Origin of the sequence: Prevotella sp. P3-122 (assembly GCF_002251365.1) — a bacterium.
In the GTDB taxonomy this organism is placed as follows: domain Bacteria; phylum Bacteroidota; class Bacteroidia; order Bacteroidales; family Bacteroidaceae; genus Prevotella.
The window spans coordinates 13,079-39,407 of sequence record NZ_NPJH01000056.1 but is presented as its reverse complement, the minus strand read 5'-3'; the positions used below and the strand labels follow the sequence as shown (position 1 = coordinate 39,407).

The window sequence follows — 26,329 nt, the reverse complement described above, 5'->3', positions numbered from 1 at the left end:
TCCTATTTATGGAGAGTTTGCTCGCTTGGTGTCACCTGCACAAACGGGATAGCACGGCATGTCTTTACTGTCGCGCTGTCAAGATATTGGTGGAGGGTATCATTCCTCTGCCCTTCCGTCATGGGAAATGACAATGGGGCAGGGTCATCTATGGACTGGCTTTCTGTTGTGGCATAAGAGAGGAAACGCTTTTTCATCTTGTCTGTACGTTGGGCGACATCATTGGCCGACAAAGTCAGTTTTAAAAGCGAACGAAGACTCGGCGCAGACAGGGCTTTAACCTTGTCAATATTTTGTGGACGAATTGCCCCAACAGGTTTTATGCTTTCACCTTGACATACCTGAGGAATGTTCAGGATACCTTGTATGGTTCCTCTAACAATAGTATACTTTGCTGCATTCTTTGCTGTATTCTCAGCAATCTTTACGCCTGCTGTGAGTATTCTACCCTGTGCGTCAGCATGTGCGGCAACAAGACTAAAGACTATAAACATCACTGCTGATATAAAACCAGACTTCAAGAAAAAATAAGTTTTCATAATCAATATGTTTTATTGGTTTAACATGATTTTACCAGTAATTCCTGGTTTACGACTGCAAAATTATATCATATACAATTACGTTATCCCGTTTTTTGAAATAATGTTAAAAAAAAAGGAAAATGCAACGTTGCATTTTCCTTTTGCCATATAAAATGTATCGTTTGATCTATTCATTTAGCTGTCTTCTGTCATCACTTACCATGTCTTTTAGTTCCAGAATAAGACCTGCAATACTGGTTTCGTTGTTCTGTGCATATTCTATAACTATACTGGTTTTCTTTTCTGACTCTAACAGAGTTACCAAATCGCGCTTGACACGTCTCAAGCTTTGCTCGTTTACTTCAAACAAGTTGCGGAAGCGACTTACTGGAATATTTGTTCCCGTCATCAGTAATGCGAGAAGGTTTGCTTGCATAAACTGACCTCCGTTGCTTTCTTTAATGCTTATTCCTAATTTCTTAAGAAAAGTCATTTCTGAACCGCTGGCAAATATCTTATACAATTCATCAATGTTCTTTATGATGTTGGATGATATTTCTTTTAGAGCCCCTAACAGTTTCTTTCCCTCATCTTCATCTTTTTTTCTAAAAGCTTCGCCTTTTTTGGCATACTCACCTTCCTTTTCCCGATTTTCTATTTCTTTTATTTTCTTCTCATATGTAGTGTTGGCTTCGTCGTATTTTGGTAAAAGATTACGGATTTCCCACAAAACAAGGAATATTGATAGTTGCCTGTCTATAATAAAGATGAGTTTCATGAGTTCTGTCATGTCATCAGCAGCATCTATTCTGTTTTTAATATCCAGATAATTATCTTTTATGAGTCCGAGTGTTGTGTGAAACATTGATTTCTCAAAGAAATCACTTTGAGCAGTACCACATTCCTTTATCTTTTTATCTATATATTCCTTTATATTGTCTTTTGAAGATTTGTCATTTATCTTTCTCGACAGTTTCTCAATATTAGCTATTTTCTTGTCTGGTGAGGCTGCTGAATGCAGGATTTTGGAGATTTCATCTGTCACCTCGGGAATCAATGGCAGTTTGGAAAACAATGACTTATAAGAAGACAGAATGCTCAGCGTTGATGTTGCTCCTGACAGCCATTGGGAGTTTTCCTTAATCTGATTGCTTAAAGACGACAAAGTATGGTTCTTTATGGCTTTATTTGTTTTGTCTATCTGGTTTGCGGCATTATCCAGACCACTTTTCTTTATCTCCCTAATTTGTTCTTGGAGAATTTGTATTAGCATGGATGGAACCTTGCCCGTTAGTTTCATTATTCTAAGACTGATATTACGCAATTGGGCCAATGCTATTTTCTTTCCAGAGATATCAACGCTCTCTACCTCCGAAATCAATCCGTCAAGCTCCGTGGTGGTTCCTGTGTCAAGATGCTCGCGCACGGAATTCAACTCGTTAAGGCGTAGGACCAGTCCGTCCTTGAACGTCCGAACAGCATGGCGGCTCATCTTATATCGGTCGTGCCACCACAGGCCGATTATTATTGATACAATTATAATTGTAAAAATCAATATGTTTGTTCTGGAAAAGTAATCTTGGTCATTGAACTTAACCCTATAATAAGTTCCCGCGGTTTCAATGCTGTTTTCTTTAGACAGGTCGGTAGAGAAAACATAGACTCCATTACTTGATCCAGCAATAACCTTGTTGTCAAACACAAGGCATGCCATGGGGTTAAACTGAATGTCAATAAAATATCTTTTCAGGCTATCGCATAGGTTCGTTATTCCGAAACTTGGAATGCCATAGACATGAGTTGAGTCCAGCACTAATAAGCGATTATATCCGGATAGCTCCGCTTCCTTTGTGAAAGACGAGTCGTTGTTAATGATAAAATATCCACGATTGGTAAGGATGTGCTTAACGTTTTGCAATGAATCAATCCCCATGTCACGTATGAATGTATACGGGGCGGAACCTTTAAGTGTCCTTGTGAAGGAATTGTTTTTTCCAAAGAACACACCGTCATTCAGGGTGCAAAACAGCAGCTGGTCTCCATTTGATGCAAATTTAGTAATAAAAGGATCCTTAATCGGTTCTTTGGTCGTTGGGTCTGCAAGCGGGATATTTTTGTTGATGTTGTTGATATTTCTGAAACCATCTCGAACGCCAACATATACATTTTCTGCGTCTTTCCCAATTGCTGTTACCTCAAATTTTGATTTGGGGTTTTGCCTGATAATATGGTCCCACGAGAGAATTGAATTCAAGAAATAGTTGGAATAAAGCTTGGCTTTATATATTTCATGGTTGGCGTCAACATAATAAAGAGTGTCATTAAGGACCTCCATAAAACTGATATCCTTTACTCCTTTAGGAATATCCTTAAATTGAGTTGCTTCAGTTTCACCTTTCTTTTGGCGATAAACCTTCGTGCCAATAAGGTAATAGATGTTGTCATCGTCGGTACATGCTAATCTCACATTGCCGTCGGAATTAAACACATCCTGATGATGGCCAACTCGCGAAACAGAATGAAGAGTCACAAGTAGAGACCGCCTGTTCGATAGGTCATTTTCTATTATGTTTCTACATTTTGTCCGTATGGATTTCTGTGAAGGAACAACCATAAACTTATCAGGATTCTTTAAATCCTTATCTTTTACGAGCTGTATGTAATGGTTGCTTATGAAATAGTTTGTGCCTTCCGTCTTGTCATAATAGTAAATTTGGGCTGGGAGTTTAAGAGCATAAGACTCTTTTGGCTTTCCATCGATGTCTGTAACTAATAAGGAGTCTCCAACTAAAGAATAGATGGAATCATCATGAATGGCAACGTTGTGAGTTTTTTGTAAAAACAGCTTTTCTACGTTGTTGCTCGCAAGATTGACACGCAGCAATCCTGAGTCACTGGCGCAAAACAAGTATTGGTTTTTATATGGCTGGATACTTCTTGTGCCAACGGGGCTAATATTCTCGGGGGCATCTTTATATCTGCTGGGGAATAATATCGTGAGAGTACTGTCATTAACATCAGTTTCTTTAGGTACATAGTACAGTCCATGGCTGGTCGCTACATATACTATTGAGTTATGGACAGAAATGTCATATGCAGAATATTGGGTCTTTTTGGATTTCAGCGGAATATAAAAACGACCATGTCTTTTCTTTACGCATAGGGAGTCGCCTTTTAGGTCGCAACAGAAAAGTCCCATGTTTCTGGTCCCTATCCAATAATTACCTGCTGAATCTCTAACAACCTTATAAATACGGTCAAAGGCAGTTGTGATTTTTTCAAGGTGCTGATTCTCTGAGTTGTAAATGTATACAATGCCGTCCTCCGTGCCGATATAAAAGATGTTGTCTTTTAAATGGTCCTTGGATATGGAGGCCAACGTCTCCTCAAAGAAAACCTCAGATTCATTCAAAGACATAGAACGTTTTTCTTCGGAACAGCCGATAAGGAAAAGGCCAAGAAGCATCAAGAATGTATATCTCATAATGGTTGTTGGTGGAATAGTTGAAATGGGAATCATGGTATGAAATTGCAAGTTGTTGTTCGTTTTGGGTTTATATGCCACAAAAATACAAAAAATTAATGAATTGGTGTTTGTTTTTCTCACAAAAATGATTGTTCCCTCAAATGTATGTGGAGTAAAACATGTGGTTTGCGATGGAAAAATAGATTTTCCCTTGGTTACAGAGGCAAAAATTCAATTATTTTATGTAAGTTTGCAATCGGATTACTATGGTGTCCGACTGTTGCCATTGGCACATGACCGGACCTTTGTGATGACAGACGGACACGGAAGGAGAAAAGTGGAGTATATGGATGGGATGCGGAAAACAAAGGTGACAATGGTGCAATATGACATTGCCTGGCGTATGGTGGCAGAGAACAGGAATAGGATAGAAAGCCTTGTCGCCGCCCTGCCAGCCAGCGATGTAATAGTGCTTCCAGAGATGTTTACAACAGGATTTGTCGCTGAGCCTAATGGCGTTGCCGAGAAGGCTGACGACAGCGAGACTGTCAGATGGATGGCACGGATGGCACAATACCGTGACTGCGCAGTGGCCGGAAGCATAGTTGTGAGGACTGATGAGGGCTTCCGCAACAGGTTGTATTTTGTTACCCCCGACGGTGTGAGCTATTATGACAAGCACCACCTTTTCGGCTACGGAGGCGAGAACAGACACTTTGTCGCCGGACAACATAGGCTGGTTGTGGAGTGGAGGGGAGTGAGATGGATGCCCGTGATATGTTATGACCTGCGCTTCCCCACATGGTGCCGCAACCGTGAGGACTATGACGTGATGATTTGCGTGGCCAGCTGGCCACAGGGACGCATACAAGTGTGGCGCACATTGCTTGCTGCAAGGGCTATAGAGAACCAGTGCTTTACTGTTGGTGTCAACAGGGTCGGCGACGACCCTACGGGACATTACAGTGGAGGCTCAATGGTGGCTGACCCGTGGGGAAGGTGTGTCGCCGAATGTAAGGACGAGTGCCAGGAGGCCGTGACCTACGGACTGAACATCAGTGGCATGAGGACGTTTAGGGAAAAATTCCCTGTCTTGAGGGATAGGGATGGTATGTTAACGAGTTGACAAGTTAACTATCAACTTGTCAGCTCGTCAACAAAATTAAAACAAATTATTGGATGAAATCGCTAAGAGAACTATACAGGATTGGCAAGGGCCCATCGAGCAGCCATACGATGGGACCGCACAAAGCGGCAACGATATTTGCCGGACGCAATAGTGGCGCGGCCAGCTTTGAAGTAACCCTTTATGGAAGCCTTGCCGCAACAGGCAAGGGGCACCTTACCGACAAGGCCATTGAGGAGGTGCTGGCTCCTTTGGCTCCCACTACGATAGTGTGGAAGCCGGAAACCACGTTGGAATACCATCCCAATGGAATGATGTTCCGAGCCTTTGGCAATGATGGAACCATGACAGACGAGTGGACGGTGTTCAGTATTGGAGGCGGTGCCTTGTCCGAAGGAAAAGAGGACAGCGAGCTGGCTACCCCAGAGGTGTACGGCATGAACACGTTGAAGGAGATTATGCAGTGGTGTCTTGACAACGGACGGGGCTATTGGGAGTATGTTGAGGAATGTGAGGGACCGGAGATATGGGACTTCCTTCAGACGGTATGGGAGGCCATGCAGCAGTCTGTGGAGAATGGCCTTGAGCATGAGGGCGTGCTGCCCGGCCCGCTGCATCTGCCCCGCAAGGCTGCGAACTATTATATAAAGACCAAGAGTTTCAGAACCTCGCTGCAGAGCCGTGGTCTGGTGTTCTCCTATGCCTTGGCCGTAAGCGAGGAGAATGCTGCTGGCGGAACCATCGTCACTGCTCCCACCTGCGGCTCGTGCGGTGTCGTGCCAAGTGTGCTGTACCATCTGTCGCATGGCCACGACTTTAGCGACAAGCGCATCTGTCATGCTCTTGCCACAGCGGGATTGTTCGGCAACGTAGTGAAACACAATGCGTCGATAAGCGGAGCCGAGGTGGGATGCCAGGGAGAGGTCGGAGTGGCCTGCGCCATGGCTTCTGCCGCTGCATGCCAGCTCTTCGGCGGTGGACCGTTGCAGATAGAGTATGCTGCCGAGATGGGATTAGAGCACCATCTTGGCATGACCTGCGACCCCGTATGCGGACTGGTGCAGATACCTTGTATCGAGAGAAACGCCTTCGCCGCCGCCCGCTCCCTTGACGCAGAGCTTTATGCCACGTTCTCTGACGGACAGCATCAGGTGTCGTTCGACAGGGTAGTGAGGGTGATGAAGCAGACGGGGCACGACTTGCCGTCGCTGTATAAGGAGACGAGTGGGGGAGGCCTGGCAAGGATTTAGGAGGTCGAAGGGCTAAGGTCAAAGGACTAAGGACTAAGGTCAAAGGTCAAAGGACTAAGGTCTAAGGATAAGGACTAAGGGCAGAAGGTCTAAGGACAAAGTACTCTCGAACCCCTCAAGCCCCTCGAACCCCTCGAACCCTTCAAACCCCTCAAACCTCTTCGACCTTAGCCCTTTAGACATCAGACAACAATAACTCATATGGAAGGACTGAAAGACTTTAAGGACATGCTTGCGAGGCTGGAGTGCCGCAACAGGCGATGGCGCATAGGACTGGTATGCGCTGAGGACGAGTCGTCAAGAATGGCTGTCGAATGGGCTTTGCAGCGTAAGTTTGTCAACGTCGTGTTTATTGGTGGTACGGAGATAGTGCTTGCTGACAAAAGGTTTGACAGATACCGCAGTCATATTTCCGTGGTTAGGGCAGAGTCGAGGGATGAGGCTGCCTGCACTGCCGTGCGCATGGCACGAGAGGGGACTGTCGACATCCTGATGAAGGGACTCATCAATACCGACAACTTGCTACGCGCCGTGCTCAACAAGGAGCATGGACTGCTGTGCAAGGGAGCCGTTATGACTCATGTGGCCCTGGCCAGGATGCCGTCATACCACAAGATGCTGTTCTTCACCGACTCTGCTGTCATACCCTATCCCAACAGGGAACAGAGGGTGGAGCAGGTGCGGACCATCGTGAGGATATGCAGGCAGACGGGCATCAGCAGACCGAAAGTAGCACTCGTCCATTGCACCGAGAAAGTGAACGGAAAGATATTCCCGCTTACGGAGGATTATGTGGAGGTAATCAGAATGGCCAAAGAAGGTGCTTTTGGCGACTGCGTGGTCGACGGGCCAATGGACGTGAAGAGCGCATGCTCAGCAGACGCCATGAGGATAAAGAACATAAAGTCACCCATCAATGGTGATGCCGACGCACTGGTGATGCCCGACATAGAGGCCGGCAACTGTTTCTATAAGACCATTACGCTGTTCTCGCAGGCAGACACCGCTGGCGTGCTTGCAGGTACCAAGGTGCCCGTGGTATTGCCGTCGAGAGGTGACGATGCCATGAGCAAGTTCTTTAGCCTTGCCCTGGCAGCATGGTGTTGTTATGGGGAGGAATAGTGTGTGGCCAGATGTCACCCACTGTATAAGGGTATAAAATAACTTCCGAAAGTTGAGTAAATCTAATAGCTGAATGGTGTGGTTAAGAAATGTTACAAAAAGTTTTTTCTTATAGAAAAGCTTGGCTTTGCCAAACTTAATATATAACTTTGCATCGTGTTTTTCATGGTATTAGATTATTAAGGTTTAAACGGAGGATGGTTGTCGTGAGACAACCATCCTTTTATGTGTACGTCCCTCATCAGGAGATTCACCCGATAAACATATGGGAAGATTTGGGGGGCAGTAGAAAACTCCTGTGGCTAAAGTAACCCGTATGGAGGGTCTTTCCTCCCTATTCTCTTATCCAGAATTATTATTGTCCGCTACAACTCAAAATAGCGATAATATATTATCGTTAATGCAGGAAAAACAGGAAGTTTTGATTAAGAAACCATGAATAAAGCTAAAAATAAATGATGGTTTCGCTACATCATCGGATAATTTTGTATTTTTGCGGTAAGAAACAGAGTAACACAATTATATATGTAAATATGCCACAAGAACAATCTCAAATAAGAGAGCGACAGAAAACCGATATGAGGGAACCGCGTCGCTACAAGGTGTTGATACACAATGATGACTTTACGACAATGGATTTCGTTGTGAAGGTGTTGAGGGAGGTCTTTTACTTAAGTGATGAAAATGCACAGGCATTGATGTTGCAGGTACATCATTCAGGCAAGGCCGTGGTGGGAATATATACCTATGACATAGCTGTTTCCAAGGCACAGAAGGCTACAAATATGGCCCGCGAGAACGGTTTCCCGTTGCGGCTCACCGTTGAACCTGAAGACAATTAACAGTATGGCAGAAATAAGGCAAACAGAAAGAGCGTCACGTGTTCTGAACAATGCGCTGGAATGCTGTAAAAGCTATAGACATGAGTTTGTCATGCCTGAGCACTTGCTTTCGGTATTGATAGAGGATGATAACTTCTATGCCGCATTGAATATATTTTATAGTCCACAGACACTGGCTGAGCGTGTTGAGGAGTTCCTGAGACAAGTAGACCCAGTTCCGGAGGGCATTGAATACGGGCCGGAGGTGTCTGCCCAGATGGGGATGGTGATAGAAAGCGCAGTGCAGGATGTGGCCCTAAGCAGTTCGGAATATATAGATACTCCTCACTTGGTTAGGGGAATCCTGAAACTCGAGGATTCATGGGCGGCATATCTCCTGAAGGATTGTCTGTATGGTAAGGAGACAAACTTTATGAGTCAGCTGATAAACTGCTGTGACTTCGAAGACAAGCTTCATGATGATGCTGAGGGGAATGAGGGAAAAGCCGCATGGAGGAGGCTGGTCACATGTATGAACGAGCATTACACGAGGTACAATCCTCTTGTAGGAAGAGAACGTGAGCTAAAACGTACTATGCAGGTGCTATGTCGTCGTGATAAGAACAATCCGCTGCATGTCGGTGAGCCTGGCGTAGGAAAGACTGCGCTCGTATGGGGGCTGACAAGACTTATAGAGGAAGACAAGGTCCCCAAGAGGCTGAGAGGAAGCAGGATTTACCAGCTGGACATGGGTACTCTGCTGGCTGGCTCACAATATCGTGGTGACCTTGAGAACCGAATAAAGCAAATAATGGATGGTATTCAGGAAGAAAGCGGGAACAACATCGTCTATATTGACGAAATCCACACACTTGTTGGCGCAGGCGCAACAGGGGAGGGGGCAATGGATGCCTCAAACATGCTCAAGCCTTATCTTGAATCAGGAACAATCCGGTTCATCGGCTCGACGACCTACGAGGAATACAACCGCTATTTCTCACGTTCCAAAGGACTCATAAGGCGGTTCCAGCAAATAGACATTCTCGAGCCGACTGTCGAGGAGGCGAAAACTATCATCAGGCAGTTGAAACCCCGTTATGAGGAGTTTCATGGGGTGAAGTATACCGACGAGGCCATTACTTTCGCCGTTGAGGCGAGTGCCAAGCATGTCAATGACCGTTTCCTGCCCGACAAGGCTATAGACCTCATTGACGAGGCCGGTGCCGCCATGGAGATGGATGACAATGTCAGGATTGTAGGGAAGAGAGAGATTGCTGAAGTACTGTCCAAGACCTGCAAGGTGGATGCCCTGTCTGAAGCGGAGGATGAGGATTATCGGCAATTAGAGAGTCTTGCTGCCAGGATGCTTTCTCAGATTTACGGACAGGACGAGGCTATCCGGCAGGTGGTTGAGTCTGTTCAGATGTCGAGAGCCGGACTTATGGATGACAACAAGCCATTGGCATCATTGTTGTTTGTCGGCCCCACGGGAGTAGGCAAGACAGAGGTTGCACGGGTATTGTCGAAAGAACTGGCTATCGCCCTGATACGTTTCGACATGAGTGAATATACAGAGAAGCATGCTGTTGCAAAACTTATTGGCTCGCCGGCAGGATACGTAGGCTATGAAGACGGCGGTTTGCTGACTGATGCCATAAGGAAAAATCCCAATTGCGTGTTGCTGCTTGACGAGATTGAGAAAGCGCACGAGGATATCTACAACATCCTGCTTCAGGTGATGGACTATGCCCGACTGACGGACAACAAGGGACGGCATGCTGATTTCAGGAATGTAGTGCTGATTATGACATCCAATGCAGGAGCGCAGTTTGCGTCACAGGCTTCTGTCGGCTTCAATGGTAATGTCAGCCGCGGCGATGCCATGATGAAACAGGTGAGGAAGACTTTCAAGCCAGAGTTTCTTAACCGGTTGTCTGGTGCCGTGGTCTTCCGCGATATGGATAAGCAGATGGCAACTCTGATACTCCAAAAGAAATTGAGAGAACTGGAGTCCAAACTACAGACAAGGCATGTGACCATGGAGCTTAGCCCGGAAGCTTTCGAATATATTTTGAAAGAAGGATTTACTACAGAATACGGAGCAAGGGAGATGGACCGTGTTATATCTCAAAAACTTAAGCCCTTACTTATGCGCGAGATACTGTTCGGCAGTCTGAAGCAAGGTGGCAACATAACAATTGGCATGAAAGATGGCGGTTTATCAGTTGGATGACGAATTGTGGTTTCCCGACCCACATCTGGGAGAGGAAGACGGACTAGTTGCCGTAGGTGGCGATTTGTCCGTCAACCGTCTGCTGTTGGCATACAGTAACGGCTTCTTTCCATGGTTTTCTTTTCGCCATTGGAAAGAACCCCACTGGTATTGCCCTTTAGACAGATATGTCATTTTCCCCAAAGAGATACACATCAGCCATTCGATGAGGCAGCTAATGCGTCAGAACAAGTACATCGTAACTTTCAATCAGTGTTTCGAGGGAGTAATCCGTGGCTGCTCCTCAGTGGACGACCGCAATCAGGAATATGGCGCATGGCTTGGTTCTGACATGATAAAAGCATATACGGAATTGCATCGTCTTGGCTATGCGGCCAGTGTTGAGGTGTGGGAGCCGCAGGATATGTCATCGGGAAAAAGATCTGCAAAACTTGTTGGAGGCTTGTATGGGGTTGCTGTCCGAAATGCTTTCTTTGGCGAAAGCATGTTCTCGTTAGTCCCAAATGCTTCCAAGTTGGCCTTGATATACTTGGCCAAGACTCTTGATGGTATGGGAGGACTCTTTATCGACTGTCAGTTTGAGACCCCTCATCTGAAGTCTATGGGTGGCAAGCATATATCTTATGACAAGTATATGGGAATATTGAATGGCGAGAAGGACGTGGAGCTTGGGTAATCTGTGAAATCTGTGGGAATAAAAATATCTTCGTCATTCCTTGTAGTTGTAATCTTGCCTCAGAAGGAAAACATGGGAAGGGATTCCTAAATGAAGCCCTTTCCTAAGCAAACGTTTGTGGAAGCTGATGCAAAGCTTTGCGTGGGCTGATGCAAAGCTTTGCGTTGACGGATGCAAAGCTTTGCGTTGACGGATGCAAAGCTTTGCGTCTGAGATGGGCTAAGCTGGTACAGAAATCGTTCGTCCTATTCTGGATAAGAGAAAAGGGAGGAAAGACTCACCATACGGGTCACTGTATCCCCCAAGAAATTTCTGCAGAACCGTTGTAATCGTTCGCTCCTTATGGTGAAAAACATGGAGGAGCTCCTATGTGCGGGAACTCCTCCATGTTTCTGCTTTATACAGCGTGTGCTTATTTGAACAGCGAGTCGAGTAGGGTATAGAACTCCGGGTCCTCGCCTACGACGGTCTTGACAATCTTGCCGTCCGGACCAACGAGTATCTTTGTCGGGAAGCCGCGGATGCCATATTTCGAGCATACGTCATCCTGTGAGCCACGTGGATTGTAGACATGCAGCCAGGGCAGCTCATGCTTTGCCACGGCAGCCTTCCATTTCTCTTCGGTGTCGTTGCAGTCGATGCCCAATATCTCGAGTTTGTCCTTATACTTGGCGTAGTACTCCTTCATCTGTGGCATGCCCTTTATGCACCATCCGCACCATGAGCCCCAGAAGTCGAGCACCACGTGCTTGCCACGCAGGCTGGACAGTGACAGCGGTTTGCCGTTTATGTCGTTGAGCGTGAAGTCGGGAGCCTCTACTCCTGTAGCCTGCAGCTTCTCGGCACGTTCCTCGGCCTCCTTGGCTTGTCTTGCCGCGGCAATGGCCTTGCCGTAGAAGTCCTTCATCCTGCCCTCGCGCACACTCTCGGAGAGCAGTCCTGCTGCCTGTTCCATGAGGCCGAGTTCCTCAAGCTGCTGAATGATAGCGGCCGAGGCCTCGTAGTCGGGATGCTGCCTGATGAAGTCGAGTATGGCATCCTTGTAGTCCTTCTGTGCCTGTTCCATCTTGGCGTTCAGGTCCTTGGACACAGCCTCCTGGCTTTCTCCAGCCTGTAGGCGTGTGCGGTATTCCTTGTAGATGTCGTTGATGGGCTTCTGTGCTGTCTCCATGGCTATGTCAGCCTCATGGTACTGCTTGTAGAATGTGGAGCCATTGATGTCGTAGCGTGTGCGCGGGTCACCGCTGAGCTCTACGCTCTCGCCCGGTACGCCAATGACCTGCACTCCAAATGCTGCGTTCTGCTCCCTGCGAATGGTGCCGGGAGTGGCAAGGTAGAGGCTCTGTGGCTTGTCGAGCTTGATGGTGATGTCGAACGTGCCATTATCCGTCACCATCGTGGTGTCGGCATTGAGGCTTCTGGTGGCCGGGCGCAACACGAGGACAGTGTCGGTAAAGCCCGTGAGTTGTCCTTTTATGCGGAGTGTGCCTTCGCCCTGTGCTTGTGCCGTGCCGGCATAAGCCAATAGGGCAAGGCCAAAAATAGTCTTGTTCATGAGCGTTGATTGTTTTTGTTCGAAAAGGATGCGGGAATACAGGCTGTCGGGTATGACAGCGATGGCATTATACTGCGCTGAACCCCCGGAATGTGCTGTTCTTGAGGATGTCGCGGATGCTCAGCTCCTTGCCGGGATAGTGCTCATCCATTTCTTTCCAGCCCTCTTCCTCCTCAGGAGAGTGCTCAAATTTGATGAAGAGATATTTGCACTCTGCTACTAACCATATAGCTACGGTCAGGGCGACGAATGCGACGAACGTTATTACAACCTGTGCATTCTGCAAGAACTCAAGTGATAAATCCATAATTGCTTAAAGTTTAATGTTTAATGTTTTTATGGCTGCAAATATAAGAATTATCCCGTAAACAAGCAAAAAAAACGGGGAAAAACGTTTGGCACTTAAGTTTATTATTATTATTTTTGCACAACCCAACATCAGCTACCGATATGGAAAGAAAGAACGCATTTGAGAAATATATTGATGAGATTGGACATGCTTCTGCGCTAAGCGTTGAGGAGGAGGAGTCGTTGGCGCGCAGGATTGCCGATGGCGATGCCCGTGCCCTTGACCGTCTGTCAAGAGCCAACCTGAAGTTTGTCGTTGCCATGGCCAACAGTTTTCGTGGCAAGGGCGTAGACATTTCCGACCTTGTCAGCGAGGGCAACATGGCACTGCTGAAGGCTGCCCGCAAATATGAGCCTGGACATGGCAGCCGCTTTGTGTCGTATGCCTCACCTTTTATCCGCAAGGCCATGGAGGCTGCTATCGTGTCGCAGTCGGGACTTTACAAGGTGCCCCAGGACAACGATACGCCGCTGGAGCGCAAGCGCGCAAGAGCTTTGTCGGTCGACGCACCATTAGGAGGCCGCGAGAATGTCACCTTGCTGACGGTTGTTGCCGACCCCGACTCGCCAGTTCCTGGTGCGGATGACGGCAATGACGATGCACAGGCCATGATAGTGGAGAAGCTCCACGAGCTGCCGGAAAGAGAGCAGAAGGTGATTAGGCTGCTGTTCGGAATAGACGGCGACAGGTATAACATGGCGGAGGCTGCGCAGATGATGGGGCTGAAGCGTGAGAGAGTAAGGCAGATACGCGACAGAGCCTTGAGGCGGATAAGGAAATAGGCGGAGGCTACTACCGCTTCCGCCAGTCGTCCTTGACATAGCTCTTGGGAAAGGAGGTGTGGTAGAGAATGTTTCCACTCCGTTCCCTTATCCATGTGTCAAATTCCCTTTTACCTTCTTTCAGAACTATCACTCTGGCTCCACTTCTCAGGTGGTTGTACTCTGTGTTGCCTCCCGAGAAGCGGCCGTGGGCAAGCAGTATGCCATAGTAGGCCACGGAATAGTCGTTGTCGTGGTCGTGACCGCAGAATACTCCCATTACGTCTCCTTGCTCCTTCATGGCCGTGAACATGCCGCTGTTGAGCGATGGCGAGTATGCTTTCTCCAGACGGGAGCCATACATCGGGCATTGTGTGTTGTCGGTGGCGTAGTTGTATTCAGGAAGCGGGATGTGCATGAAGGCGAGTGCGGGCAACGCCTTGCCTGCGTTTTGCTGCTTGTATACCGAGCTGCGCTGCCTGTACCATGTTATCTGGTTGTGTGTTATCCACTGATAGCCGTCGACTCCGGCAAGTGACGACCTGTTGTGCGTGTCTATGCAGTAGAGCACGGCTGCCGTCCTCTTGCCGTTGGATGACATTATGGGCAGTGAGTAGTCGAGGCTTTTGCCCTGCAGCACGGGCATCACGCAATGGGGCGACTTCTGCATCTGTGCGTAGAGAGCTGCCGAAGGAGCCTTGAAGTCGTAGTCGTGATTGCCGAAGGTTATGGCAAAGGGCACGCCGAGCGAACTGAGAGTGCCGAGGACAACGGAGAGTGTGCTGTCGGCGGGCATGGAATAGATAATGTCGCCCGTTACCATCACCAGGTCGGGTTTCTCCTCTGTCACCATCTCCCTGATGCAGTCGAGAGCCTGCTGCGAGGCTTTCGCTCCCAGCTTGTAGTGGAGATCGGTGAGCTGCACAATCTTGAAATATCCGTTCCGGAACTTCAGCGGCGTTTGTGCAAAGGCTTGGCCAATGCCCGTAAGCATGGCCAAGCCCATAATGAATTTCTTCAGCATAATGTGCTAATGGTTGGTTACTCGAAATAGTATAGGAACACCGCTATGCCCTCAAGAGCCGGCTTACGCTCGCCCTCAATCTCGATGCGGAATTCTATCTCGGTCTTGCATGTTCCCCTGAGGTTGGCTATCTGGTGTAGCTTGGTGACAAGCCTCACTCTGCTTCCAGTGATGACAGGCTTGCCGAAGCGCATGTGCTCGATGCCGTAGTTTACGAGCATCTTGATGTTGTTCACCTGGATAATCTGGTCCCACAGATAGGGCAGCACCGACAGTGTCAGGTAGCCGTGTGCGATGGTTGAGTGGTATGGACTCTCAGCCTTGGCCTTTTCCACGTCGACGTGTATCCACTGGTGGTCGAGAGTGGCGTCAGCAAAGAGGTTGATGCGCTCCTGGTCTATCTGTAGCCATTCGCTGGCTCCAAGTTCCTCGCCAAGGTGTGCGGCGAACTCCTCGTAGGAGTTTACTATAAGTTTTCCCATTGTGTTGTTATTTATTTATGTAGTTAACGAGTTGGCAAGCCAACATCCCGTCGACTCTTCCAATTATTTCCCGTTCTTCTTCTTCCATTCCGCGTCGAACTTCAGGAGTTTTTTGTACTCCTTCTTTGTTATCCTCATGAAAGAGCCGTGCTGTGGTCCGGTTACTCCCTTGATGTCCACGGGGTCGTGGAAGTTTCTGAGGTTCTCGTCGGCCTTGCAGATGCGGTAGTGCTTGGGGTTGTCGCTGTACTGTATGTACGCCACGCGCCATGTCTTGTCGCCGATAAGCTGGAATGCGCTTGAGCCCTCGCAGCTCTTGCGTCCCTCGAAGCTCACGTAGTCGTCTTCTACAGGCTCTCCCCATCCGTGGGTGAGATACTTGCTTGTTGCCGTATAGATGCCGGGCTTGCCGCCTTCCTTCTTGATAAGCATGTGGTAGAGGCCGTCGTCGAGCAGGTTGATGTCGGCGTCAATGGTTGCGTAGCCCCAGTCGAAGAGCAGCTGTGGAGTGGTCAGCTCAGTGAAATCCTTGTTGGCATAGCTGTAGTACATGCGGTCGTAGGCCTCCTCGGGGCGGTTGAGCATGGAGTAGTAAATGAGGTATCCTCCCTTGTCGCCGTTTGCCCATACGTAGTTGGGGTCCCAGAATATCTGTGGTGCCCATACTCGGTTGATGGTAGCCCAGTTCTTGTATGGCGATGGTGCCGTGGGGTCGCTGAATATCTGCTGTCCCTTGCGGTAGTCGAAGGTGATGCTTGTCCAGTGGATGAGGTCATCACTTTTCAGGAGGTCAATGCCGTAGTTGTCCCATTTGTGTGACTTGGCCACGCACATGTCGGTAGTGACCATCACATATCCTTTTCCGTTCCAGGCCCTTGTTATGAAGGCGTCGCGCGTTCCGCCCTCGATTCGTGCAAGAGCCTTCTGGTCGAAGATGGGCTCTCCGTCGATGATGTCCTGATAGTTGTACCCGTCGCGGCTCACGGCATATGCCGTCCACTCGCCCTTGTCGCTCATGTGGCAGTACAAATAGCCGTAGTCACCCTTCACGATGTTCTGTGCCTGCGCAAAACTTGCCGTGGCCAGTCCCACTGCAACGAGCAGAGCCTTTCTTGTCTTCAAGATGTTCTTGATGTTCATAGTTGATTTTTGTTTTTGTTAATGGTTTATGGTTGTTTCTGTTTGGTCCTGTTGTCTTCGCGGGCTTTGCCGGGCTGTCCTCATGCGGCCCTCTCCATACCCTTGCGGCGGTACATCCAAATCTCTACTGAGTTGATGATGTTCTGCCATAGGATGTAGCAGCCAGGCCCTACGCTCGACAGGGGGTTCAGGTAAGTGTATGCAATCCAGATGGCGAATGCCGTGTTCTTCTGTCCCAAAGCCTGTCCGGCGTCAACGGTGGCATTGAAGTAGTGGCCAATGAACCGTCCTATGGAGAATTGCGCTATGCACACCAGCAGTCCCATCAGGGCTATTGCGGCTATGAATGCCATCGGGGAGCCTGAGTGGCAGATGTTCTTTACCGTTGTTCCGGTGACCATCATCAACGAGCATCCCCACAGGTAGTATGAAAGGTCCTTGACAGATACTATGCGGCGATGGAGGCGTGGGAGCATGTGCTTTACCACGTATGCCATGGCCATTGGCACTACCAGCACCACGCATACCTCATAGAAAATCTTGGCGAAAGAGTCTATGAACGACACGTCGGCCGAGGGGTCGATGAGCGGGAAGCAGATGGGGATGAGAATAGCCGTAATCAGGTTCGACACGAACGTGAAGGTGGTCATCTTCTCAAGGTCGCCACCCAGCTTGGATGTCACGACGGCCGCAGCGGCGGCAACGGGAGCTACCACGCAGGTGAGCAGTGCCTCCATCATGGTGAGGGCATGGCCAGACAGATGAAATCCGAGCGCTATGCCCACCAGCGTGCCGACAAGGATAATCTGGAACAGTCCTATCCACAGGTGCCATCCCGTGAGGCGAAGCCTTCTGAAATCAACCTTGCAGAATGTCACGAAGAGTATCATGAACATGAATGCTGGCAGCATCTTGTCGCAAACAGGAGACATCACCCTGGCGGCTCCGGTAAGGAACGGTACCTTGGCAAAGACCAGATAGATTACAGTACCGGCAGTCATTGAGACGGGGAGCGTCCAGTTCTTGACAAATCTTACTATATCCATATCGACTACAAAAATACACATTATTTTGCAAACCATCAAACTTTAGGCGAGAATAATTTCCGCACGGCAAAGTGCCGATAAGGAAAAGGCGGACTCCTCCGAGTCCGCCGTCTGCCAATAATTTGATAGGAAAAACTACTTTGATAAGAATTTATCTACGTTGGCAGCTGTTTTTATCCCGCTTGCCATGGCTCTTACTACGAGGCTTGCACCCGATGCGGCATCTCCGGCTACGAATACGTTGCTGGCATACTGGGGATGTGAGGGCTTGAGAAATCCCATTGCGAGAAGCACCATGTCGGCCTTGATAATCTCAGGTTTGCCCTTCTCGACCATCAGTGGCCGTCCGCCCTCCGGATTGGGCTTCCAGTCAATCTCCTGCACCTTTACTCCAGTGAGCTTGCCGTCCTTGCCGATAAATTCCAGTGTGTTGATGTTCCACCGGCGTGTGCATCCCTCCTCGTGGCTTGATGTCGTCTTGAGTGTGCGTGGCCAGTTTGGCCAAGGGTTCTGCGGGTCTACAGGTCCCTCTACGGGTTTGGGCATAATCTCAATCTGAGTTACGCTCTTGCATCCCTGGCGGTGTGCTGTGCCTATGCAGTCGCTGCCCGTGTCGCCACCTCCTATCACGAGCACGTCCTTGCCTTTGGCGTTTACGAGCTCGTCTTTCTTGAACTCCATTCCTGCCAGCACCCTGTTCTGCTGTGCCAGCATGTCGAGGGCGAGATAGATACCACGCAACTCGCGTCCCGGAACAGTAAGGTCGCGTGCCTCGGGTGTTCCCGTTGCAACGATGTAGGCATCGTAGCCCTCGGGCAGGGCTTTGAGGTCAATAGGCTGGTTGTACTTGAATACTATTCCTTCCTTCTCAAGCAATGCAAGCCTCCTGTCGATGATGCTCTTGTTGAGCTTGAAGTTCGGTATGCCGTAACGGAGGAGTCCACCGGCATTCTCACGGGCATCGTATACTGTTACGAGATAGCCAAGGTGGTTGAGCTCGTTTGCTGCAGCCAGTCCTGCGGGGCCAGCACCGATGACAGCCACGCGCTTGCCGTTGCGCACAGGTGTTACGACGTCAACATAGTCTTCCTCGAAAGCGTGCTCGGTGATGGCCGCCTCGTCCTCACGGTTTGTCGTAGGCTCGTGCTCGGTAAGGTTCAGTATGCACGCTTTCTCGCAGAGTGCAGGACATATGCGTCCCGTGAACTCCGGGAAGGGGTTGGTGGAGTTGAGCAGCTTGTATGCGAGTTTCCAGTCGCCTTTGTACAGTGCGTCGTTCCACTCTGGCGGTTTGTTGCCCAGTGGGCATGCCCAGTGGCAGAAAGGTACTCCGCAGTCCATGCAGCGTGATGCCTGCAGACGGCGGTCGTTGCTGTTCAGCGTCTGCTCCACTTCTCCAAAGTCGTGGATTCTATCGTGTATTGGCCTGTAGCCCGCTTCCTTGCGGGGTGTGGTCAGAAAAGCTTTCGGATTTCCCATTGTTCAAATTGTATATAAGCCTCATCCCCGTCTCCCCTCTTATCCAAAAGAGAGGGAGATGATATGATTTACGGTGAGTGTTTGGCTATGTTAATTGTTTATAATCTTCTATCTTACCACCTCTCTCCATCCTTTAAAAGGTAATTGTCTCCCCTCTCTCTTGGAGAGGGGCCGGGGGTGAGGCTTCTTTATTCTAATAGTCTCTTTGCATATCAGCGATTTTCTGCTGGAGCTTCTTAACCTGCTCTTCCTGCAGTACGCGCTTGTACTCTATCGGTACCACTTGGATGAAGTCCTCAACATAGCGGTTCCAGTCGTCGAGCATAGTGCGTGCGAGCTTGGAGCCTGTGTACAGGTAGTGTTGCCTGATTAGCTCGTGCAGCTCTTTCCTGTAGCTGCTCTCCTCGACGAGGTTGATTTCCACCATGTCCATGTTGCAGAAGTAGTCGAAGTTGTGGTTCTTGTCCCAGACGTAAGCCACACCGCCAGACATACCGGCTGCGAAGTTGCGTCCTGTCTCACCGAGAACTACCACTCGGCCTCCAGTCATATACTCGCAGCAGTGGTCGCCGGCTCCCTCGATGACGGCTATGGCTCCAGAGTTGCGCACGCCAAATCTCTCTCCTACCTTTCCGTTGATATACAGCTCACCGGATGTAGCTCCGTAAAGTCCTGTATTGCCGGCTATGATGTTGTCCTCGGCGGCGAAGTTGCTGCGTATGGGTGGCAGTATTGATACCCTTCCGCCCGACAGTCCTTTTGCAAAGTAGTCATTGGCCTCACCCTCAAGCTTGAAGTCGACACCCTTGACGAGGAATGCTCCGAAGCTCTGTCCGGCAGAGCCTTTGAACTTGACGCTCACGGAGACGTTCTTTGCCTGCTTCTGCTCTATATATCCGCTGAGCATCGTTCCCACGGCACGGTCGGTGTTGCGTATGCTGTAGTCGAGGTCGATGTCGCCTCCGTTGTCGATTACCGTGCGTGCTGCCTTTATCATCTGCTGGTCGAGAACATCCTCAAGGTCGTGGTGCTGCTCCTTGTCGTGGTGCAGTCCCTGCTCGCCCTCCTTGTGAAGCATGCGGCGGAAGTCGAGGGTAGCGTATTTCGGGTTTTTCCTGATCTCGCTCTCGCGTGTCTGAATAAGCTCTGTATGGCCGATGATGTCCTCAAGGCGTGTGTATCCCATCTGGGCAAGATACTCCCTGACCTCCTGAGCGAGGAAAGTGAAATAGTTTACCAGATACTCGTAGTGCCCGATGAAGTGTGCCCTCAGTTTCGGGTCTTGTGTGGCCACGCCCATAGGACAGGTGTTGAGGCTGCACTTGCGCATCATCACGCAGCCCAGGACTATCAGTGCGGCAGTACCGAAGCTGAACTCCTCAGCACCAAGCAGTGCCATGAGGACTATGTCGCGACCGCTCTTCAGCTGGCCGTCAACCTGCAGTCTCACCTGGCCTCGCAGACCGTTCTTGACGAGAGTCTGCTGGGTCTCGGCAATACCTATCTCTGGGGATATTCCTGCAAAGCGCATGCTCGATGCAGGGCTTGCGCCCGTTCCGCCCTCAGAACCAGAGATAACTATCAGGTCGGCTTTAGCCTTGGCTACTCCTGCGGCGATGGTGCCCACACCGCTCTCGGCAACAAGCTTTACGCTGATGGCGGCCTTGGGGTTGACGTTCTTAAGGTCGAAGATGAGCTGTGCGAGATCCTCGATGGAGTAGATGTCGTGGTGGGGTGGTGGTGATATGAGGCTGATGCCAGGTATGGAGTGTCGGGTCTTGGCAATGATGTCGTTGACCTTGAAACCAGGCAGCTGTCCGCCCTCTCCCGGCTTGGCACCCTGTGCCACCTTTATCTGTATCTCCTCGGCGTTGACGAGATATTCCGTAGTGACACCGAAGCGTCCGCTGGCCACCTGCTTGGTCTTGCTTGACAGTGAGATGCCGTCGACCTCAGAATGGAAGCGCTCGCTGTCCTCGCCACCCTCTCCTGTGTTGCTTCGTGCTCCGAGCTTGTTCATGGCCAGTGCCATGGCTTCGTGGGCTTCCTTTGACAATGCTCCGAACGACATGGCGCCGGTGACGAAATGGCGTACTATGTTCTCGACAGGCTCCACCTTGTCGATGTCGATGGGGTTGCGGCGGAAGTCAAGGAAGTCGCGAAGGAATATAGGCTCCTCCTTGTCGTCGACAAGGGCGGCAAACTTCTTGTATGTGTTGTAGTTGCCCGTGCGTGTTGCAAGCTGCAGCGTTGCGATGGTCTCTGGGTTCCATGCGTGCCGTATGCCGTCCTTGCGGTAGTGGAACTGTCCGTGGTTGGGCAGGAAGTCGGGCTGCCGCTGTTGCGAGAAGGCCTTGTCGTGGAATGCTATGGCATCCTTGGCGATGGTCTCCAGTCCGATGCCACCCACGGTCGACACCTCCGTACCGAAATAGTTGCGCAAGAGGCTTTCGGAGAGTCCGATGCTCTCGAAAATCTTTGCACCGCGGTAAGAGCGTATCGTCGAGATACCCATCTTGGCCATAATCTTGAACAGTCCTTTCTTTACCGCATTTATGTAGTTGGCCTCTGCCGTGGCATAGTTCTCCTGTATCTTGCCGCGTTTCACGAGATCGTCGAGAATGGCGTATGTAAGGTACGGGCATAGTGCAGATGCTCCGTAGCCGAGCAGCAATGCCGCATGCATCACCTCACGTATCTCTCCACTCTCTACTATCAGTGCCGTCTGCACTCTCTTGCCGATGCTGATGAGGTAGTGGTGTACGGCGCTTACGGCAAGCAGCGATGGTATGGCCACGTGGTGGCTGTCGACATCGCGGTCGGAAAGGATGATGTAGTTGTAGCCGTCATCAACGCTTTGCGCAGCCTTGTGGCAGAGGTTGTCCAATGCCTCGCGCAGTCCCTCCTCGCCCTTGTCGCGCAGGAAGAGCATAGGCAGCTTGATGGTGTTGAAGCCCTTGTAGCGTATGTTGCACAGGATGTCGAGCTGTGTGTTGGTAAGGATGGGGTGGGGCAGGCGCACCATCTTGCAGTTGGTCTCGTCAGGATTAAGGATGCCTGTGCCCACGCGGCCAATATACTCTGTGAGACTCATTACGAGGTTCTCGCGTATGGAGTCGATGGCAGGGTTGGTGACCTGTGCGAATTGCTGACGGAAGTAATTGAAGAATATCTGTGGCTTGTCAGAGAGTACGGCAAGAGGTGTGTCGTTGCCCATTGATGCCGTTGGCTCCTGTCCGTTGACAGACATGGGGACAATAGTTCCGTCGACATCCTCCTCGCCGAAGCCGAACTCCATCTCCTTTTGTAGAAGGTTGTCAACGGAGTTGCTTACCTTGCGTCCGGAGTGTATTTTCTCAAGCTGTATGCGGTTGGTGTTGAGCCACTGGCGGTAAGGGTGCTGTGTGGCCAGCTGTTCCTTTATCTCGCCGTCATAGTATATCTTGCCCTCCTGGGTATCGATGAGCAGGATTTTTCCTGGTTGCAGCCTTCCCTTCTCGGCTATGTCCTGTGGGTCGAAGTCCATGACTCCCACCTCCGATGCCACCACCATCATGTCGTTCTTGGTTATGGTATAGCGTGCCGGGCGCAGGCCGTTACGGTCGAGCATGCCTCCAGCGAAGCGGCCATCAGAGAAGAGTAGTGCTGCCGGGCCGTCCCATGGCTCCATCAGGATGGAGTGGTACTCGTAGAATGCCTTGAGGTCTTCCGAGATGGGGTTCTTGTCGTTGAAACTCTCCGGAACCATTACTGCCATGGCATGGGGTAGCGAGAGGCCGCTCATGACGAAGAACTCGAAGACGTTGTCCAGCGATGCGGAGTCGCTCATGCCAGGCTGTACTATCGGCGAGATGTCGCGTATGTCGCCAAGAGTGTCGCTCGACAGTACCGACTCTCTGGCTTGCATCCAGCCGCGGTTGCCGCGGATAGTGTTGATCTCTCCGTTGTGGCAAAGCAGTCTGAACGGCTGTGCGAGGCTCCATGTAGGGAAGGTGTTTGTGCTGAAGCGGCTGTGGACGAGAGCCAGGCCACTGGTGAAATAGCTGTTGGTGAGGTCGGGGAAGTAGAGGCGCAGCTGAAGGCTCGAGAGCATTCCCTTGTAGACGATGCTGCGGCTTGACAGCGAGCAGATATAGAAGTCGTTTATCGATGGCTGCTCGGGGTGACGGGCTGCAAGCTCGGCCACCCGTTTCTCTATCTTCTTCCTTATTATATATAATGTGCGTTCGAATACACCTACCTTGTCGTCTGTCACTCCCGTGATGAACACCTGCCTGATGGCCGGCTCGGTAGAGAGGGCCGACTCGCCAAGGCAGTCGGGATTGGTCGGAACGGTGCGCAGATGCATAAGCGAAAGCCCCTCGCGCTCTATTTCCTCAATCATGATTGACAGTATCTGTCCTTGCAGCGATTCGTCCTTGGGCAGGAATACCAGTCCTGTGCCGTACTTACCCTTTTCGGGGACGGGAATACCCTGAAGCAATATAAACTCGTGTGGAATCTGCAGCATGATACCTGCACCGTCGCCAGTCTTGTTGTCTGCTCCCTCTGCACCTCGGTGGCGCATGTTCTCGAGAACTTTCAAAGCATTGTCTACAAGCTCATGGCTCTTGTTACCGTGGATGTTAACCACCATGCCTACACCGCAAGCGTCGTGCTCGTAAGAGGCATTATACAATCCATTTGCCATTTCGTGTTGCGTTTTAATTAATAAATCCTATATGTTCCTATCAAATTGTTTGCAAAAGTACAAATATACTTTCATTCTGATACGATAACATAGGGATTATTAATCACTAATTTTGTTTGTGTAGACGTGATTCTGACAATATGGTATTGTGTTATGTAAAAACAAAGCAAACCGTAAGCGTTTGCTTGCGGTTTGCTTAATATCTGAAACTTTGTAAAGATATGAGAGTTGGAGGCCTATTCCACCTCTCCTGTGGCAAAGTTTATGCGGAACTCGTCTCTGTACTCGAATATGCACTTGCCGTCCTTGAACTCGATAGGGAAGATGATAATCTTGCTCGATGGCAGGTCGGGGTCCATCCAACGGTCACCTATATATAAATAGGTCGTCTTCTTAGTTCCCTTGATTTCTATCACGGCCGCGGCCTGAGTGCGGAAGGCCTTGTCGTCGCCGATCTTCTCCAGTTGGCTCCATCCTCTGTCGAGCCGCTTGGATACTGACAGCATACATTGGTTGGGTGCCCATCCCGTACAGGCAGAGCTGAGCATATAGTAAAGATTGTCGTGCCGTACTATTACGGGAGCCTCGCGTCGCAGCCCGGGCATCAGGCATACGTGGCTTTCGGCACTGAGATAATCGTCGGCAAGTCTGAACAGGCCGATGTTGGTGTTCTCCTCAGTGGTGGAGACGAAGTATGCCTCGCCGTCGTTGTCGACAAAGACATTGCAGTCGCGTGACTTCACTCCCAGAGGTCTGCCGCTCCATTCCAACCTGTATGGGCCGCAGATGGAGTCTGCCGAGAAGCAGGCTGCCTCGGACGCTGCATAGCGTGGGCCTTCCCAGTGGCACCATACCACGAACTTTCCTGTGCGCGGGTTGTGCATCAGTTTGGCACGCTCAATGAAGCGTCGGGTACCCAATTCAGGCACCGTTACGCCATTGCGGATAATCTTGGTTTCGAAACGCCAGTGGACAAGGTCATCAGAAGAATACATGTTGACATCAGGGTGCCAGCTGTCAGAGCGGTCCTCGCCAATCATATACCACCTGCCGCCGTAGTGAAGGAAGCCGGGCGCATGAGCCTGTACGGTGTCACCGTTGGTGTCGAGCCACACACTACCATTGCGGATTGTTGTCCAGCCGTCAGCCAGACAGTTGGTTGTCGCCATGAGGACGGAAACGAGAATTGTTACATATAACCGAGCCATCGCAGTACGTCATTAAGGTTAGCAACTATCATAAGCAGCAGCAGAATGCCGATGCCAATATACTCTGCCCACACCATGAAGTTCTCTGACGGTTTGCGGCGTGTCACCATCTCGTAGAGCAGGAAGAGCACGTGTCCGCCGTCGAGGGCAGGAATAGGAAGAATGTTCATGAATGCCAGGATGATACTCAGGAAGGCTGTCATCTTCCAGAACAGGTACCAGTCCCAAGTGGCAGGGAAGAGATTGCCTATGGAGCCGAAGCCGCCAAGCGACTTTGCGCCGTCGGCAGTAAACACATACTGCATGTCGCTGACATATCCGCGCAGGACGTTCCAGCCATATACGATACCAGCAGGGAAGCTCTCGAAGAAACCATATCTTACCTGTGTTTCCTTGTAATCGCTGAAGGCGTTGGCGACAACGAAGCCAAGCTTAACGTCAGACGACAAAGTGACACTTGCCGTGTCGAGTGCGCCTGTTGATGCCTTTCGTACAACAATCTTTGTGGCAAGCACCTGCATGCTGTCTGCGTGTGTCATGCCGTCGGCAAGGTCCTCGGCCTTCATGCTTAGGCAGTCGGCAAAGTCGCCAAAGGTGGCAATGGATTTCCCGTCGACAGCCACGATGGCATCACCTTTGGCAAGTCCCATTGAGGCTGCAGGTGTGCCTTCGGCAACGCTGTCAACGATGCAGTCTGCCCAGGGACGGGCGAACGACGGGCGTGACTGGAGCATGTCCAGGAGGTTCAGGTCGCCGCTAAGATTCAGCGTCATCTGCTTGCCGTCGCGCAGTACGCGCACCTCACGTGCTTGGGAGAGGTCACGGAAGACGTCAACGCTAAACTCGCGGAAGTCGCCATTCTCGGTGCCGAGCAATATGTCGTGGTCATGGAAGCCTATGGCCTTGGCGGCAGCATTGAACTGCATGCCTTTGGTCATATCCTTCATAGCAATGTAGTTCTCACCCCAGGCAAACATTATCATTGAGTAGATGAACAATGCCAGAACGAAGTTTACCAGCACACCGCCAATCATTATAAGCAGGCGTTGCCAGGCAGGCTTCGAGCGGAACTCCCATTCCTGCATGGGTTGCCTCATCTGCTCGCGGTCCATGCTCTCGTCTATCATACCCGAAATCTTGCAGTAGCCTCCGAGCGGCAGCCATCCCACACCGTAGGTAGTCTCACTGTTGCGTGGCTTGAACTCGAACAGGTGGAACCAGGGGTCGAAAAAGAGATAGAATTTCTCCACTCTTACGCCGAAGAGCTTGGAGAAAAAGAAATGTCCTCCTTCGTGAAGGAGCACCAGTAAGGAAATTGCCAGCATGAACTGCAGCAATTTGATTAGAATTATTTCCATCAGTTGTATATATAATATGTAT

General features: G+C 50.1%; 19 protein-coding genes. 7 read left to right on the top strand and 12 right to left on the bottom strand.

The window, feature by feature from the left end; genetic code table 11:
* Positions 1-2: 2 nt before the first annotated feature.
* On the bottom strand, positions 3-539 hold the full coding sequence (locus CIL02_RS10155; RefSeq protein ID WP_094401417.1) for a hypothetical protein: 537 nt from the start codon (positions 537-539) through the stop codon (positions 3-5).
* 169 nt (positions 540-708) lie between these two features.
* Positions 709-4,005 (bottom strand): hypothetical protein, encoded by a 3,297-nt coding sequence (locus CIL02_RS10150; protein WP_141210195.1) that lies wholly within the window; start codon positions 4,003-4,005, stop codon positions 709-711.
* 292 nt (positions 4,006-4,297) lie between these two features.
* Here CIL02_RS10150 and CIL02_RS10145 point away from each other — a divergent pair, with 292 nt between their 5' ends.
* The 6 genes from CIL02_RS10145 to aat all read left to right on the top strand — a co-directional run bounded on the left by CIL02_RS10145 (position 4,298) and on the right by aat (position 11,215).
* Positions 4,298-5,113, top strand: coding sequence for an amidohydrolase (locus tag CIL02_RS10145; protein ID WP_240513636.1), 816 nt, complete (start codon positions 4,298-4,300; stop codon positions 5,111-5,113).
* A 53-nt stretch (positions 5,114-5,166) separates the two neighbouring features.
* A complete protein-coding gene (locus CIL02_RS10140) occupies positions 5,167-6,363 on the top strand; it encodes an L-serine ammonia-lyase, iron-sulfur-dependent, subunit alpha (protein ID WP_094401413.1) in 1,197 nt (398 codons plus the stop codon).
* A 201-nt stretch (positions 6,364-6,564) separates the two neighbouring features.
* Positions 6,565-7,485, top strand: a complete 921-nt coding sequence (locus CIL02_RS10135; RefSeq protein ID WP_240513634.1) for a phosphate acyltransferase — start codon at positions 6,565-6,567, stop codon at positions 7,483-7,485.
* A 533-nt stretch (positions 7,486-8,018) separates the two neighbouring features.
* Positions 8,019-8,327: an ATP-dependent Clp protease adaptor ClpS gene (locus tag CIL02_RS10130; protein ID WP_094401432.1), complete on the top strand. Its 309-nt coding sequence runs from the start codon at positions 8,019-8,021 to the stop codon at positions 8,325-8,327.
* Between the two features lie 4 nt (positions 8,328-8,331).
* On the top strand, positions 8,332-10,539 hold the full coding sequence (locus CIL02_RS10125; RefSeq protein WP_094401411.1) for an AAA family ATPase: 2,208 nt from the start codon (positions 8,332-8,334) through the stop codon (positions 10,537-10,539).
* Positions 10,517-11,215 (top strand): leucyl/phenylalanyl-tRNA--protein transferase, encoded by a 699-nt coding sequence (gene aat, locus CIL02_RS10120; protein WP_094401408.1) that lies wholly within the window; start codon positions 10,517-10,519, stop codon positions 11,213-11,215. Before CIL02_RS10125 ends, aat begins: the two co-directional genes overlap by 23 nt.
* A 412-nt stretch (positions 11,216-11,627) precedes the next feature.
* Here the strand turns inward: aat and CIL02_RS10110 are convergent, their stop codons facing one another.
* Positions 11,628-12,770, bottom strand: coding sequence for a TlpA disulfide reductase family protein (locus CIL02_RS10110; protein WP_094401403.1), 1,143 nt, complete (start codon positions 12,768-12,770; stop codon positions 11,628-11,630).
* 67 nt (positions 12,771-12,837) lie between these two features.
* Positions 12,838-13,077 (bottom strand): hypothetical protein, encoded by a 240-nt coding sequence (locus CIL02_RS10105; protein WP_240513632.1) that lies wholly within the window; start codon positions 13,075-13,077, stop codon positions 12,838-12,840.
* 143 nt (positions 13,078-13,220) lie between these two features.
* Between CIL02_RS10105 and CIL02_RS10100 the strand changes: the two genes are divergently transcribed.
* Complete coding sequence (locus tag CIL02_RS10100) at positions 13,221-13,901, top strand: sigma-70 family RNA polymerase sigma factor (RefSeq protein WP_094401401.1); 681 nt, start codon at positions 13,221-13,223, stop codon at positions 13,899-13,901.
* 10 nt (positions 13,902-13,911) lie between these two features.
* On the opposite strand, the gene CIL02_RS10095 is transcribed toward CIL02_RS10100, so the two are convergent.
* From CIL02_RS10095 to rseP, 8 genes are all read right to left on the bottom strand, one after another.
* On the bottom strand, positions 13,912-14,904 hold the full coding sequence (locus CIL02_RS10095) for a metallophosphoesterase family protein (RefSeq protein ID WP_094401399.1): 993 nt from the start codon (positions 14,902-14,904) through the stop codon (positions 13,912-13,914).
* A 17-nt stretch (positions 14,905-14,921) separates the two neighbouring features.
* A complete protein-coding gene (locus tag CIL02_RS10090) occupies positions 14,922-15,386 on the bottom strand; it encodes a MaoC family dehydratase (RefSeq protein WP_094401397.1) in 465 nt (154 codons plus the stop codon).
* 63 nt (positions 15,387-15,449) lie between these two features.
* Complete coding sequence (locus CIL02_RS10085; protein ID WP_094401395.1) at positions 15,450-16,526, bottom strand: glycoside hydrolase family 43 protein; 1,077 nt, start codon at positions 16,524-16,526, stop codon at positions 15,450-15,452.
* Between the two features lie 80 nt (positions 16,527-16,606).
* Complete coding sequence (locus CIL02_RS10080; RefSeq protein WP_094401393.1) at positions 16,607-17,572, bottom strand: transporter; 966 nt, start codon at positions 17,570-17,572, stop codon at positions 16,607-16,609.
* Positions 17,573-17,707: 135 nt separating this feature from the next.
* Positions 17,708-19,051 carry a glutamate synthase subunit beta gene (locus CIL02_RS10075; protein WP_094401391.1) on the bottom strand — a complete coding sequence of 448 codons (1,344 nt, stop codon included), beginning with the start codon at positions 19,049-19,051 and terminating at the stop codon, positions 17,708-17,710.
* Between the two features lie 193 nt (positions 19,052-19,244).
* Positions 19,245-23,741, bottom strand: coding sequence for a glutamate synthase large subunit (gene gltB, locus CIL02_RS10070; RefSeq protein WP_094401389.1), 4,497 nt, complete (start codon positions 23,739-23,741; stop codon positions 19,245-19,247).
* A gap of 236 nt (positions 23,742-23,977) precedes the next feature.
* Positions 23,978-24,949: a family 43 glycosylhydrolase gene (locus tag CIL02_RS10065; protein ID WP_094401387.1), complete on the bottom strand. Its 972-nt coding sequence runs from the start codon at positions 24,947-24,949 to the stop codon at positions 23,978-23,980.
* Positions 24,931-26,307 carry an RIP metalloprotease RseP gene (gene rseP / locus CIL02_RS10060; protein ID WP_094401385.1) on the bottom strand — a complete coding sequence of 459 codons (1,377 nt, stop codon included), beginning with the start codon at positions 26,305-26,307 and terminating at the stop codon, positions 24,931-24,933. The genes CIL02_RS10065 and rseP overlap by 19 nt, the downstream gene beginning before the upstream one ends.
* Between the last annotated feature and the right edge of the window lie 22 nt (positions 26,308-26,329).